The organism is Streptomyces pyxinicus (genome assembly GCF_024753135.1).
In the GTDB taxonomy this organism is placed as follows: Bacteria; Actinomycetota; Actinomycetes; order Streptomycetales; family Streptomycetaceae; genus Streptomyces; species Streptomyces pyxinicus.
Map to the genome: position 1 here is coordinate 54,177 of NZ_JANUGP010000032.1, position 12,692 is coordinate 66,868.

Genomic DNA, 12,692 nt, shown 5'->3' on the forward strand with positions numbered 1-12,692 from the left:
GGGGCCCGTCACTCCTCGAACAGGGCGCTGACGGATTCCCCGTTGTGGATGCGCCGTACGGCCTCGGCGAGCGCCGGGGCGATGGAGAGCACGCGGAGCTTGCCGGTGCGCTCGTCCTCGGGGACCGGCACGGTGTTGGTGCAGACGATCTCCAGCACGTCCGGCTGCTCGCCGATCCGCTGGAGGGCACCGGCCGCGAACAGCCCGTGGGTACAGGCCACCCGGATCGAGCGCGGCCCCAATTCCCGCAGCCGGTCGAGGAGTTCCAGTACCGTGCTGCCCTTGGCGATCTCGTCGTCCAGCACGATGACGTCCCGGCCGGCGACCTCGCCGATGACGGAGCTGATGGTCACCCGGTCGTCCGCGTACCGCTGTTTGGCGCCGGCCGCCACCTGGGCGCCGATCCGGCGGGCGAAGGCGGCGGCCTCCTTGGCGTTGCCGAGGTCCGGCGAGACCACCGTGGTGCGCGAGAGGTCGTACTGCCGGAAATGCGCGGCGAGTTCGCGCAGGGCGTGCAGATGGTCCACCGGTACGGAGAAGAAGCCGTGCACCTGCGGCGAGTGCAGGGTCATGGCCAGCACCCGGCTCGCGCCGGCCGCCACCAGCAGGTCCGCGACCAGCCGGCCGCCGAGGGAGATGCGCGGGGCGTCCTTCTTGTCGGACCGGGCGTAGGAGTAGTGCGGCATGACGACCGTGATCCGGGCGGCCGAGGCACCCCGGGCGGCGTCGCACATCATCAGCAGCTCGACCAGATGCTCCTGCACCGGGCGGACCAGCGGCTGGATCAAAAAGACGTCCCGCTCCCGGCAGTTGGCCTGGAGCTGCACCTCCAGGCAGTCGTTGGCGAACCGGCTCGTCCGGGTCGGGCTGAGCGGCACCCCGAGGTGCGCGCAGACCTCACGGGCCAGTTCGGGGTGGGCGCTGCCGGTGAAGACGGCGATGTCTCGCACGGTCGGTTCCTCGGGGGCTCGGCACCGGGTGGATCGTCATGCTACCGGCGGCACCGGGGCCCGCTCGGCGACGCCCGGCGCAACTCGCCTGTCTGAGCCGGTCGTCGGCGGGAATCAGGTCAGTCGTCGGGAGTCAGGCCGGCAGGAAGGAGGACCGTCGCCATGACGACTTCCCTCGGGCGGATGCCCGTGTGGGCCAGGGTGGTGACTGCGATCGTCCTGGTGCTCGTGGTGCTGTTCGCCGGAATCCGGCTGGCCGTACTGCCGGGCATCAAGGACCTGTTCGGCACCGAGACGCACGACCGCTCCGGACCCACGCTGCTGAAGTCCATCCAGGACATGAGCCGTTACGACGCGGCCTCGGGCAACTTCCAGGTCGTGGTGGACCTGGAGAAGGACGCGAAGTTCCTGCCCGACGCGATCCGCGGCACCCGCACCCTGTACGTCGGCGCGGGCACCGTGGACGCCTACGTCGACCTCGGCGGGGTCGGCGAACGGGACGTCCGGGTCGACAAGGACCGTACGACGGCCACCATCCGGCTGCCGCAGGCCCAGTTGGGCAAGCCGGCCCTCGACCCCGACCACTCCTACGCCGTCTCCAAGCAGCGCGGCCTGCTGGACCGGCTCGGCGACCTGTTCTCGGGCAACCCCAACAGCGAGCAGGCCGTGCAGAAGCTCGCCGTACGCCACATCGGCGACGCGGCGAAGAGCAGCGGACTGACCAAGCGCGCCGAGTCCAACACCACCGACATGCTCCAGGGCCTGCTGCACTCCCTCGGCTTCACCGAGGTGCACATCGGCTACGGGGCCTGAACCGCGGCTCAGCCACCGAGTACCCCCGGCAGGGCCAGCGCGCCGAGCAGGGTGGTGCCGACCAGGAGCCAGGCCACGTAGTCGCCGACATGGCCGGACTGGAGGCGGCGCAGGGGTGCGGCCCAGCTGGGGGCGGCCAGCCAGGTGGGGCGGGTGACGGCGAGGGCGGCCAGGATGACCGCCAGGGCGGTGGCGGCCAGGCCCAGCAGTACGCCGGGTGCCGTCCAGTGGGCGGAGGCGTGCGCGCCGCCCGACCCGGCCTCGTTGACGGAGCGGGCCACCAGGTCGCCGAAGCCGGGGGCCACCCCGACGGCGAGGGCGGCGGCGAGCAGCACCGCGGGCACCGTCGTCATGGTGTCCGGGACGCGGCGCAGCAGCCCACCGGTCTCGGGCTCCTCGCCGGAGCCGCTGGTCTCGTACTCGGCGTCCTCGGGGCGCGGTCCGAGGCCGAGGAACACCCGGGCGGTGACCCGCAGGACGGCACCCGCGGTGATCGCGGAGACCAGTACGTACCCGACGGTGAGCGGGCCGCCGGCCGCCTCCTCGGCGACCGACTTGCCGAGCCCGGTGCCGAACGGCGGCAGGCCCGCGAGGCCCAGGGCGCCGATCGCGAACATCACCCCGGTGGCGCGCAGCGAACGGGCGCGGCCGTGCAGGGCGTGCTCGTCGACGCTGCCGAACCGGTCGAGCAGGACGCCCGCACAGGCGAACAGCGCGGCCTTCACGGCGGCGTGCCCGACGACGTAGAGGGCGATCCCGTCGTCGCCCTCGGGGGTGAGGACGCCGAGGCCGACGAGGAACAGGCCGGTGTGGGCGATGGTGGAGTAGGCGAGCAGCCGTTTGATGTGCCGCTGGTACCAGCACATGACGGCGCCGACGGCGGCCGTGAGGATGCCGAGCGTCACCAGTGCCCGGGTCAGGTCGGCGGCGGGGATGCCGCCGGGTCCGGCGAAGACGGTGCCGTACACCCGCCAGGCGCCGTAGACGCCGAGTTCGACCATGACACCGGAGAGCAGCATGCAGACCGGGGTGGGGGCGACGGCGTGCGCGTCCGGGAGCCAGAAGTGGAAGGGCACGGTGGCCGCCTTGACCAGCAGACCGGTCATCACCAGGACGAAAGAGGCGAGCACGAGGGCGTCCGGGCCGCCGTGCGCGTCGAGTCCGCGCCCGATCGCCGACATGCCCAGCTCGCCGGTGCGGGCGTAGAGCAGGGCGATGCCCATCAGCATGGCGTACGCGCCCAGCGAGTTGACGACACCGAAGGTCAGCGCGCCCTGGACGGCCCTGGCCTCGTCGATGCGGTAGCCGGTCAGGGCGTAGGCCACCACGCTCATCAGCTCGAAGAACACGAAGGCGTTGAACAGGTCGCCGGCCAGGGCGAATCCGCACATGGCGCCCTGGAAGAGCAGCATCAGCGCGGTGAATGCGCCGGTGTGGCCGTGCGGGGGCGCGTCGAAGTAGCGCCAGGAGTAGGCGAGGGCGGCGAGCGTCAGCAGGGACGCGAGGGTGGCCATGCCGAGCGCGGGGCCGTCGCCGAGCACGACGATGCCGACGCTCTGCCCGCCGACGGGCAGCCAGCCGCCCACCCATTCGGTCATCGGCGGCGTGGAGTTCAGCAGCAGGAGCAGCGCGAGGGCCCCGGTGCCGCCGGAGACGACGAAGCCGGTGATCTCGACGGCGGCGCGCGGCAGCCGGCGGCCGGCGGCGGCCGGCAGGGCGGCGCCGAGCAGCGGAACGGCGACCAGGAGCGGGAGCAGGTGGTGCATCAGCCGCGCAGCTCCCGCAGTTCGTCGGGGTCGACCGTGCCGTGCCGTTTGGCGATCTGGAGGACCAGCGCGAGCAGCAGCGCGGTGACGGTGGCGCCGACGACGATGTCGGTGAGGGTGAGGGCCTGCACCACCGGGTCGACCACCGGCCGGGAGCCCGGCTCGATGTCGGAGAACACGGGCGCGGTGCCGCCGGCGCGGTAGCCGACCGCCAGCAGCAGGATGTAGGTCGCCGACTGGCAGACGGCGAGGCAGCCGACGGCGTGGATCAGGTGGCGGCTGGTGGCGAGGCCGTAGCAGCCGGTCAGAAAGACGTAGGCGGCGACCAGGTAGGGCAGGACGTCCATGGCGTGGCTCATTTTCCGGGCTCCTCCTCGGTCGCGTCCTCGATCTCGACGGCCTGGTCGAGGAAGTGGGCGAGCAGCACGGTGGCCGCGCCGGCCACCTCCATGCCGACGGCCGCGTTCAGCAGGGGGACGGTGCCGCCGGAGGACAGCGTGTTGAACGTGCCGTACGGCAGCAGGGTGTTGGCGAGGAAGGCGGTGCCGGCGAGGAGGCCGGCGAGGCCCAGGACGACGTAGCTGGAGACGGCGAGCGCGTCGGTGGTCTCGTACACGCCGAGCGGGCGGACGCGTTCCAGCGCGCCGTAGTCGGCGCCCAGGTACAGCAGGTGCAGCGCGGTCGCGGCGACCACTCCGCCCTGGAAGCCGCCGCCGGGGCTGAGCTGGCCGTGCGCGATGACGTACAGGCCGGTCACCAGGGCGACGGGCAGCACGAGCAGCGCGTAGCGGCGTACCGGGCGGGCCACTTCGGCGGGTTCGGGCGGTGCCCGGTGTTCGTCGCGGGTCTGGCGCAGCAGGACCACGCAGCCGAGGACGGCGGCGAACAGGATGCTCATCTCGCCGAGGGTGTCGTAGGCGCGCTGGTCGAAGTTGACGGAGGCGATGGTGTTGGCGATGTGCCGCCGCAGGGAGGCGTGCACGGCGCGGTCGCCGTAGGGGTGCGAACGGCCGCCGAAGCGGGGCAGGTCGAGGCAGGCGGCGACGAGCAGCGCGGCCAGGCCGGTGCCGCCGACGGCCAGCAGCCACAGCCGCAGCCGGTTCACTCCCGGTCCTCCTTCGAGCGGCCCCGGCGTCTGGTCTTGCGCACCGACAGCATGATGAGCAGCGGGGTCAGCGCCGAGCCGACGGCGAGTTGGGAGAGGCCGACGTCGGGGGCCTGGAGCACGGTGAACAGGGCGGCCAGGACGACGCCGAGCACGGACAGCACGAGGGCCTGCCGTGCGGGGTCGCGCTGGGTGACGGCCGCGGTGGCGCAGGCGGCGGTCAGCAGCAGCGTCACGACGATCACCGCGTCGGCCACGGGACACCTCCGGCGCGTCGCCCCGGCACCGGGTCAGCCACCGCCCACCCGCCGGAAGCCGCCCGCCAGCGCGCGGGAGGCGATGACGTTGCCGGCGATCAGCAGTACGCCGATCACCAGCAGTTTCACCATGGCCCGGCCGGGTCCGGCGGCCGCGCAGGCGGCGACCACGGCGGCGAGGCCCAGCCCGGCGGCCGTCCAGGTCAGGCCCCAGGCGCTGGGCCGCTCCCCCGCCAGGTCGTCGGAGAGCAGCCGGGCGAAGACCAGGGTGCCGACCGGGCCGAGCAGGGCGAGCAGCAGGGCGAGGTCGACGTAGGACGGGCGGCCGTAGCCCTGGGACAGGAGCAGCAGGGCCGGGCAGACGGCGGAGGTGGCGAGGTTCTGGGCGAGGATCCGGCGGGCCGGCGGCCCGGTGGTCACGCCCCACAGGACGGCCGCCCCGCCGCCCCCCAGTGCGAGGGTCGCCGCGAGGATCCAGCCGTTCACCGCCACCTCACCGCCCGCCGGCCGGCCCGGGCCAGCACCGCGCCGACGGCGGCGCAGCCCGCGCCGACGATCCGTTCCAGGGTGTCCACCGAGGTGACGAACACCAGCCACAGCAGGGCCAGCGCCAGCCACCAGGCCAGCAGTTCGGCGGAGGCGCGCAGGAGCGGGCGGGGGTCGGTGCGCCGGGTCATCCGCCACCTCCTCGCCCTCCGCACGGGTGTGCGGCGTTCCGTCCCCTGCTCTTCGCCGCTCGGGGCATCCAAGCACCGGGGGGCGCACGCCGGGGCGGCGGCACGCGGGTGGGATGCCGGAGTGCCCCGGGAGCGTGAACGGAAACCCGGCGTGCGCGCTCGGCGTCCCGGCGGCGGCGGCATCCCGGCGGGGATGGCGGGTAACCGCGAGGGGACATCGGCCCGTTGAGGACTGGAGGATCACATGGCCCGCACCGCCGTACGACTGCCCGGGGCCCTGCGCGGCTCGCGGAAGCGGGAACCGGCGCGGGCCGGACGGCTTCCCGGCCTGCTGCGCCGCCCGGCGAGCCGGGGGCCGGCCGAGCGGGCGGGGCGCGCGGAGAGGGCCCCGCGTGCCGAAGAGGTCTCGACGGCCGCTCCCCGGCACGTGGTCCCGCTGCCCCTGCGGCTGCTGGCGATGCTGGCCGCGTTCGCGGCGATGGTGGCCTTCGCCGTGGTGCTCGCGCGGCTCACGCTCCAGCCCTCCCCGGCCTCGGTGCCGCTGACGCACAGCAACGTGCATCCGGGCCGCTCGCTGCACGCCTACCTGGAGCAGGCGCCGTGGCGCGACGCGGTCAAGCAGCTCGGCGGCAACGTGCTGCTCGGCGTGCCGTTCGGGGTGCTGGTGCCGGTGCTGGCGCCGCGCGCCCGGGGGATGCTCCGGGTGCTGGGCCTGACCGCGCTGGTGATGCTGATGGTGGAGCTGGTGCAGGGCGCGCTGATCACGGGGCGGGCCTTCGACATCGACGACGTCATCCTCAACACCTCGGGGGCGCTGCTCGGTTGGCTGTTCCTCGGGCGGTGGCTCGGCAGGACGGTGCACGCCCGGGTGCGACGCGTGAGCGCCGAGTGAGGAGTCGCGTGAGGATCGGCGACAGGTCCGTACCAGAGTATTGACGACGCTCTTATCTCACTCCTTAAATCAAGAGGCATCTCTCCCCCCACGCCGAATGGAGAGCCATGGTCTCCTCACGTCTGCTGCGCGGATGCCTCTTCGCCGCCCTGTCCGTCGCGCTGGTCGGCTCCGCCGCCGTCGGACCGGCCGAGGCCCGCACCGACGCCCCGGCGGCAGCCGCCGCCACCACCTTCTCCGACACCTTCGACGGCCCGGCCGGCGCCGCGGTCGACGGCTCGAAGTGGACGCTGGAGACCGGCGACAACGTCAACAACCACGAGCGGCAGTACTACACCTCGGGCACGAAGAACGCGGCCCTGGACGGCCAGGGCCACCTGGTGATCACGGCCCGCAAGGAGAACCCGGCCGGCTACCAGTGCTGGTACGGCAGCTGCCAGTACACCTCGGCCCGGCTGAACACGTCCGGCAAGTTCAACGCCCAGTACGGGCACGTCGAGGCGCGCATGAAGATCCCGCGCGGGCAGGGCATGTGGCCGGCGTTCTGGATGCTCGGCACGCCGGTCAACTGGCCGGACTCCGGGGAGGTCGACGTGATGGAGAACGTCGGCTTCGAACCCTCGACCGTGCACGGCACCATCCACGGCCCCGGCTACTCGGGCTCGGGCGGCATCGGCGCGGGCTACTCGCTGCCGAACGGGCAGGCCTTCGCCGACGCGTTCCACACCTTCGCGGTGGACTGGGCGCCGGACTCCCTCACCTGGTCGGTGGACGGCACCGTCTACCAGCGGCGCACCCCGGCCGACCTGGGCGGCAGGACGTGGGTGTTCAACAAGCCGTTCTTCCTCATCCTGAACCTCGCGGTGGGCGGCTACTGGCCCGGCGACCCGGACGGCTCCACGCAGTTCCCGCAGCAGCTCGTGGTGGACTCGGTGTCCGTGACGACCGGCGGCGGCGCGGCCGGCTCCGCGATCCGGGGGCTGGCCGGCAAGTGCGTGGACGTGGCGGCCGCCAACTCGGCGAACGGCACCCCGGTCCAGCTCTACGACTGCAACGGCACCGCCGCGCAGAACTGGACGGTCGGCTCGGACGGCACCATCCGGGCCCTCGGCAAGTGCCTGGACGTGACGGGCAACGGGACGGCGGACGGCACGGCCGTCCAGCTGTGGGACTGCACCGGCGGCCCCAACCAGAAATGGGCCGTCTCCGGGGCGAACGACATCGTCAACCCGCAGGCGGACAAGTGCCTGGACGTCACCGGCAACAACTCCGCCAACGGGACCCGGTTGCAGATCTGGACCTGCACGGGCGGCGCCAACCAAAAGTGGACGGTCGGCTGAGCCGTCGGCTCAGTGCAGCGTCCAGGTGTACTTGTCGCCGCCCACGAAGCGGACCAGGTCCGGATCGTCCAGGTCGTGGATCGGGATGCCGTGGGCGGCGGCCGTCTGCAGCACGTCGGTGACGGTCCTCGCCTCACCGACCACCTCGCCGTCGATCTCCATGATCCGGAAAGGCGGCTCGCCGTGCCTGCCCGGGCACACGCCGAGCACCAGGACGCGCGGTCGGGAGATGTACGGAGCTGCTTGTTCGGTCATGCGACTCAGCCTAAGACGGGCGGCCTGGCCACGGCTCATCCACGGGCGCCGGCCGGCAGCTCCGGGACCGCCGCCTCGACCGCTCCCGGGTGGCCGGCCGCCCGACGTCCCCGTGTTCGCCCAGCCGGGTGAGCGCGGGCGCGATCGTCATGTCCTGTCCGAGCAGCTCGAAGACCGCGAGCACCGCCACGGCCGCGAGCACGGTGGCGTGCCGGGTGCGGAAGTCCTTGGCGGATGGGGCCCCTCCCGCGCGAGCACGGCCGAGCGTACGGGAGTAGGGGCCGGAGAGGCGGCGCAGCGCCTCGTGGAGGTCGGCCCCGCGCCCCGCTCGTAGAAGGCGAGGAAGCGGTCGCCGCCGCGCGGGCGGCGCGGCAGTGCGCGGGCCGCGGTCGGCGTCTCGTCGTCCGGGCTCTGGTCGTCCCGCCCGCCCGGCGCGACGTGTGGATCTGCCCCTGGAGCCGGCGGGACGCGGGCTGACCCGGCCGCGGGTCACCGCCTGCGCGGTCCGGCTGCCCGGCCTCGGCTTCTTCCGCGTCGGCAGCGACCGGCACACCCGCACCAAGCCGGTCCGCGGGCGCACGGCTCAGGGACGGCGCCAGGAGTCGTCGCCCAGATGGGAGCCAGCCTGCGGTCCCATGCGGAGCATGCCGCCGTCCACGCTCCAGGACGCGCCGGTGACGTAGGAGGCGTCCGGGCTCGCCAGGAAGGCGATGACGGCGGCCACCTCGCGGGCGTCGCCGGGCCGGCCGAGCGGCACCCCAGGGCGCCGTTCGGTGTGCACGTCGGTGTCCTCCTGACCGGTCATCGGTGTGGCGATCTCGCCGGGCGCGACCGCGTTCACCGTGATGCCGTACTCGGCCAGTTCCAGGGCCATCACCTGGGTGAGCAGGCCGAGTCCGCCCTTCGCCGCGCAGTACGGGGCCGCGCCGACCCGGGGCTGGTGCTCGTGCACGGAGGTGACGTTGACGATCCGGCCGCCGTCGCCCTGCCGGATCATGTGCCGGGCCGCGCGCTGCCCGCACAGGAAGGGGCCGACGAGGTCGACGTCCAGCACCCGCCGCACGTCCTCCAGGGTCAGGTCCAGGTACGGGGTCATGGTGCCGGTCCCGGCGTTGTTGACCAGGACGTCGATCCGGCCGAGTTCGGCGCACAGCTCGTCCACCGTGTCGGCGGCGCCGGGCAGCCGGGTCAGGTCCAGCCGGGCGACGGCGGCGCGGCGGCCCTTGTCCCGGACCTCCCGTGCGGTCTCCTCGGCGCCCTTCTCGTCGGAGTGCCAGGTGATGCCGACGTCCAGGCCCGCCTCGGCCAGGCGTACGGCGGTGGCGCGGCCGATACCGGAGTCGGCACCGGTGATCAGCGCGGTGCGCTGCGCGGCTGGGGCGGGCATGGGCGGCCTCCTGATGCCGGGGAACGTCGATGGGGCTTCGCAGCGCCCGGGGCGTGGACCGGGACTTCGCGGTACCCGGGAGCGGTGCGGGCAAACCGGGCGCCGGGCGCGCTTCCGCCGGGCTCCGGGTGTCAACCTGGTCCCATGGAACCCGTGGCAGCGCTCGACCGGATCGCCTTCCTGCTGGAGCGGGCCCTCGCGCCCACCTACCGAGTGCGGGCCTTCAGGACCGCCGCGCGGGTCCTGGCCGGACTGCCCGCCGGCGAGGTGGCCGAGCGGGCCGCGGCCGGGACGCTGGAGTCGCTGAGGGGGGTCGGGCCGAAGACCGCCCAGGTGGTGTCGGAGGCGCTGGCCGGTGAGGTGCCCGGGTACCTGCGCAAGCTGGAGGAGGAGGCCGGTGCGGTGGACCCCTCGGCCGCCGGGGCGGGGCTGCGGGCGCTGATCCGCGGGGACTGCCACACGCACTCGGACTGGTCCGACGGGGGCAGCCCGATCGAGGAGATGGGGCGCACCGCCGCCGCGCTGGGGCACGAGTGGACCGTGCTCACCGACCACTCGCCCCGGCTGACGGTGGCCCGGGGACTGTCCCCCGAGCGGCTGCGCGAGCAGGTGGCGGTGGTGGCCGAGCTGAACACGCGGTGGGCGCCGTTCCGGCTGCTCACCGGCATCGAGTGCGACATCCTCGACGACGGCTCCCTGGACCAGGAACCGGAGCTGCTGGAGCGACTGGACGTGGTCGTGGTGTCCGTGCACTCCAAGCTGCGCATGGACGCCCGCGCCATGACCCGCCGGATGGTGGCCGCGGTCCGCGATCCGCACGCCGACGTGCTCGGGCACTGCACCGGCCGGCTGGTGACCGGGCGGGGGCGGCCGGAGTCGGAGTTCGACGCGGCGGAGGTGTTCGCCGCCTGCGCCGAGTCCGGGACGGCCGTGGAGATCAACAGCCGCCCCGAACGCCTGGACCCGCCCCGGTGGCTGATCCGCGAGGCCCTGGCGGCGGGCGTGCTGTTCTCGGTCGACACCGACGCGCACGCGCCCGGCCAACTGGACTGGCAGCTCCTCGGCTGCGCCCGCGCCGAGGAGTGCGGGGTGCCCGCCGAGCGGGTGGTGACGACGTGGAGCGCCGCGGAACTGCTGGACTGGACGCGTACGGGCCGCCTCCCGGCACGCGTGCCGGCCCCCTGACGTGGTACCCGGAGACCGACAGCGAGAGGAAGGACCCCCTGATGGAGCGTGCCGCCGTCTTCGACGTGGACGGAACCCTCGTCGACACCAATCACCTGCACACCGTGACCTGGTGGGAGGCGTTCCGGCAGGCGGGGCACCGGGTTCCCATGCACGCCGTGCACCGGGCCGTCGGGCTGGGCTCGGACGACCTGATCGCGCATCTGCTCGGCGACGACCGCGACCCGGACCAGGACGCCGAGCTGAGCGCCGCCCACAAGGCGCTGTACGGGCAGTACTTCGACCGGCTGCCCGCCCTGCCGGGCGCCGGTGAGCTGCTGCGGCACCTGCACCGGAACGGCTGGACGGTCGTCCTCGCCACCTCGGCGAGCGGTGCCGAGCTGGGCGCGCTGCGCCGGGCGATCGGCGCGGACGACGCCATCGCCGACACGGCCAGCTCCGACGACGTCGAGCAGGGCAAGCCCGCGCCGGAGCCGGTCGAGCACGCGCTGGAGCTGGCCGGGGTGCCGGCCTCGCGCGCCGTGTTCGTCGGTGACACCGTGTGGGACATGCGGGCCGGCAGCAAGGCCGGGGTGCGGTGCCTGGGGGTGCTGTGCGGCGGCATCCCGCGCGCCGACCTGGAGGAGGCGGGCGCGCAGGCGGTGTACGCCGACCCCGCCGACCTGCTCGACCGGCTGGCCGAGACCCCGCTGGGCGAGCCGCACGGAGGGTGACACAGGTCACGTGAGGCGGTGGAACACCCCGAGGTGGTTGCCCGTTTAACCAGTCGTGGGTGCGGATGGGACAGTGTCCCCGGGCCTCACCATCCGCCCACAGGGACGATCGTTCGGCTGAAGCCCTGTGGAGCCTTTCGCCGAGAGGCGACCGCCATCCGTGCCCACCACCCGACCGCCCCGGTCGTGATTCCCCCGTCACGGCCGGGGCTTCCTCATGCCCGGGCCCGCCGTGGCCGTCCCGCGTGTGCGGGGACGCCGCCCGGGTACCCGGCCGGTCGGCAGAGCCCCCGGACGGCCGGAAGGAGCGGAAGGTGAGCAGCTCAGCGGGCAGCAGGGTGGTCGTGACCGGCGCCACCGGCAATGTCGGGACGAGCGTGGTGCGACTGCTCTCCGAGGACCCCGGGATCAAGTCGGTACGCGGGCTGGCCAGGCGGATTCCCGACTGGTCGCCGGACAGGACCGAGTGGGACGCCGTGGACCTCGCCTCCGACCGGGCGAACCTCGCGGAGCGGTTCGAGGGCGCCGACGCCGTGATCCATCTGGCCTGGGCCTTCCAGCCGACGCACGACCCGGCCACCACCTGGCGCACCAACGTGCTCGGCAGTATCCGGGTGTTCGAGGCGGTCGCCGCGGCCCGGGTGCCGGCGCTGGTGCACGCCTCTTCCGTGGGCGCGTACTCGCCGGGTCCCAAGGACCGCCCGGTGGACGAGTCCTGGCCGACGCACGGCTGGCCGGACGCCGCGTACTGCCGGGAGAAGGCCTATCTGGAGCGCACCCTCGACGTGTTCGAGCGCGACCACCCCGAAGTACGGGTGGTGCGGATGCGTCCCGCCTTCCTGTTCAAGTGGGAGTCGGCGAGCGAGCAGCGGCGGATCTTCGGCGGACGCTGGCTGCCCGGACCGCTGGCCCGGCCCGACATGCTGCCGTTCCTGCCGGACGTGCCGGGGCTGCGGGTGCAGGCCCTGCACACGGACGACGCCGCCGAGGCCTACCGGCTCGCGGTGCACGAGAGCACCGCCCGGGGCCCCTTCAACCTGGCCGCCGATCCCCCGCTGGACGCCGGCGTGCTCGCCGGACTGCTCGGCGCCCGCCCCGTGCGGCTGCCGCGCGCGGCGGCCCGGTCCGCGATCGCGGCGGCCTGGGGCCTGCGTCTGCTCCCCGCCTCCCCGCACCTGTTCGACGCGGTGCTGCGGCTCCCGCTGATGGACTGCGCCCGCGCCCGTACGGAGCTGGGCTGGAGCCCGAGCCGGTCGGCGACGGACGTGCTGCGGGAGTTCCTCGACGGCCTCCAGCAGGGCGGCGGGATGGACACCGAGCCGATGCGGGGCCGGAAGGTCGGCTGAGCCGGA

15 protein-coding genes are annotated in these 12,692 nt (G+C 73.9%); 6 read left to right on the forward strand and 9 right to left on the reverse strand.

Annotated elements, in window-relative coordinates:
• Nucleotides 1-8: 8 nt before the first annotated feature.
• On the reverse strand, nucleotides 9-950 hold the full coding sequence (locus NX794_RS30360; protein WP_258782624.1) for a ribose-phosphate diphosphokinase: 942 nt from the start codon (nucleotides 948-950) through the stop codon (nucleotides 9-11).
• 162 nt (nucleotides 951-1,112) lie between these two features.
• Between NX794_RS30360 and NX794_RS30365 the strand changes: the two genes are divergently transcribed.
• The gene (locus NX794_RS30365; RefSeq protein WP_258782625.1) at nucleotides 1,113-1,763 is read left to right on the forward strand and encodes a DUF4230 domain-containing protein; all 651 of its coding nucleotides are present in this window, start codon (nucleotides 1,113-1,115) and stop codon (nucleotides 1,761-1,763) included.
• Nucleotides 1,764-1,771: 8 nt separating this feature from the next.
• Here the strand turns inward: NX794_RS30365 and NX794_RS30370 are convergent, their stop codons facing one another.
• Genes NX794_RS30370 through NX794_RS30395 form a run of 6 tightly spaced genes read right to left on the reverse strand, consistent with a single transcriptional unit; the run spans nucleotide 1,772 to nucleotide 5,568 of the window.
• Entirely contained in the window at nucleotides 1,772-3,529 is a 1,758-nt protein-coding gene (locus tag NX794_RS30370) for a complex I subunit 5 family protein (protein ID WP_258782626.1), read from the reverse strand.
• The gene (locus tag NX794_RS30375; RefSeq protein WP_258782685.1) at nucleotides 3,529-3,876 is read right to left on the reverse strand and encodes a sodium:proton antiporter; all 348 of its coding nucleotides are present in this window, start codon (nucleotides 3,874-3,876) and stop codon (nucleotides 3,529-3,531) included. The genes NX794_RS30370 and NX794_RS30375 overlap by 1 nt, the downstream gene beginning before the upstream one ends.
• 8 nt (nucleotides 3,877-3,884) lie before the next feature.
• The gene (locus tag NX794_RS30380) at nucleotides 3,885-4,634 is read right to left on the reverse strand and encodes an MnhB domain-containing protein (RefSeq protein WP_258782627.1); all 750 of its coding nucleotides are present in this window, start codon (nucleotides 4,632-4,634) and stop codon (nucleotides 3,885-3,887) included.
• Complete coding sequence (locus NX794_RS30385) at nucleotides 4,631-4,891, reverse strand: Na(+)/H(+) antiporter subunit B (protein ID WP_258782629.1); 261 nt, start codon at nucleotides 4,889-4,891, stop codon at nucleotides 4,631-4,633. The genes NX794_RS30380 and NX794_RS30385 overlap by 4 nt, the downstream gene beginning before the upstream one ends.
• Nucleotides 4,892-4,924: 33 nt before the next feature.
• Nucleotides 4,925-5,377: an MrpF/PhaF family protein gene (locus NX794_RS30390; RefSeq protein ID WP_258782631.1), complete on the reverse strand. Its 453-nt coding sequence runs from the start codon at nucleotides 5,375-5,377 to the stop codon at nucleotides 4,925-4,927.
• Complete coding sequence (locus NX794_RS30395) at nucleotides 5,374-5,568, reverse strand: hypothetical protein (RefSeq protein ID WP_258782632.1); 195 nt, start codon at nucleotides 5,566-5,568, stop codon at nucleotides 5,374-5,376. The genes NX794_RS30390 and NX794_RS30395 overlap by 4 nt, the downstream gene beginning before the upstream one ends.
• Before the next feature lie 244 nt (nucleotides 5,569-5,812).
• On the opposite strand from NX794_RS30395, the gene NX794_RS30400 reads away from it, so the two are divergent.
• Nucleotides 5,813-6,460 (forward strand): VanZ family protein, encoded by a 648-nt coding sequence (locus NX794_RS30400; RefSeq protein ID WP_258782633.1) that lies wholly within the window; start codon nucleotides 5,813-5,815, stop codon nucleotides 6,458-6,460.
• 107 nt (nucleotides 6,461-6,567) lie between these two features.
• Nucleotides 6,568-7,800 (forward strand): ricin-type beta-trefoil lectin domain protein, encoded by a 1,233-nt coding sequence (locus tag NX794_RS30405; protein ID WP_258782634.1) that lies wholly within the window; start codon nucleotides 6,568-6,570, stop codon nucleotides 7,798-7,800.
• Nucleotides 7,801-7,809: 9 nt separating this feature from the next.
• Here NX794_RS30405 and NX794_RS30410 read toward each other — a convergent pair whose 3' ends face one another.
• Both NX794_RS30410 and NX794_RS30420 read right to left on the reverse strand, forming a co-directional pair.
• Nucleotides 7,810-8,055, reverse strand: coding sequence for a hypothetical protein (locus NX794_RS30410; RefSeq protein ID WP_258782637.1), 246 nt, complete (start codon nucleotides 8,053-8,055; stop codon nucleotides 7,810-7,812).
• 583 nt (nucleotides 8,056-8,638) lie between these two features.
• Nucleotides 8,639-9,442, reverse strand: coding sequence for an SDR family oxidoreductase (locus tag NX794_RS30420; RefSeq protein ID WP_258782638.1), 804 nt, complete (start codon nucleotides 9,440-9,442; stop codon nucleotides 8,639-8,641).
• 144 nt (nucleotides 9,443-9,586) lie between these two features.
• Here NX794_RS30420 and NX794_RS30425 point away from each other — a divergent pair, with 144 nt between their 5' ends.
• The 3 genes from NX794_RS30425 to NX794_RS30435 all read left to right on the forward strand — a co-directional run bounded on the left by NX794_RS30425 (nucleotide 9,587) and on the right by NX794_RS30435 (nucleotide 12,686).
• Nucleotides 9,587-10,627, forward strand: a complete 1,041-nt coding sequence (locus NX794_RS30425; protein ID WP_258782639.1) for a PHP domain-containing protein — start codon at nucleotides 9,587-9,589, stop codon at nucleotides 10,625-10,627.
• Nucleotides 10,628-10,668: 41 nt separating this feature from the next.
• Nucleotides 10,669-11,340: an HAD family hydrolase gene (locus NX794_RS30430; RefSeq protein ID WP_258782641.1), complete on the forward strand. Its 672-nt coding sequence runs from the start codon at nucleotides 10,669-10,671 to the stop codon at nucleotides 11,338-11,340.
• Nucleotides 11,341-11,654: 314 nt separating this feature from the next.
• Nucleotides 11,655-12,686, forward strand: coding sequence for an SDR family oxidoreductase (locus NX794_RS30435; RefSeq protein WP_258782643.1), 1,032 nt, complete (start codon nucleotides 11,655-11,657; stop codon nucleotides 12,684-12,686).
• Nucleotides 12,687-12,692 lie beyond the last annotated feature (6 nt).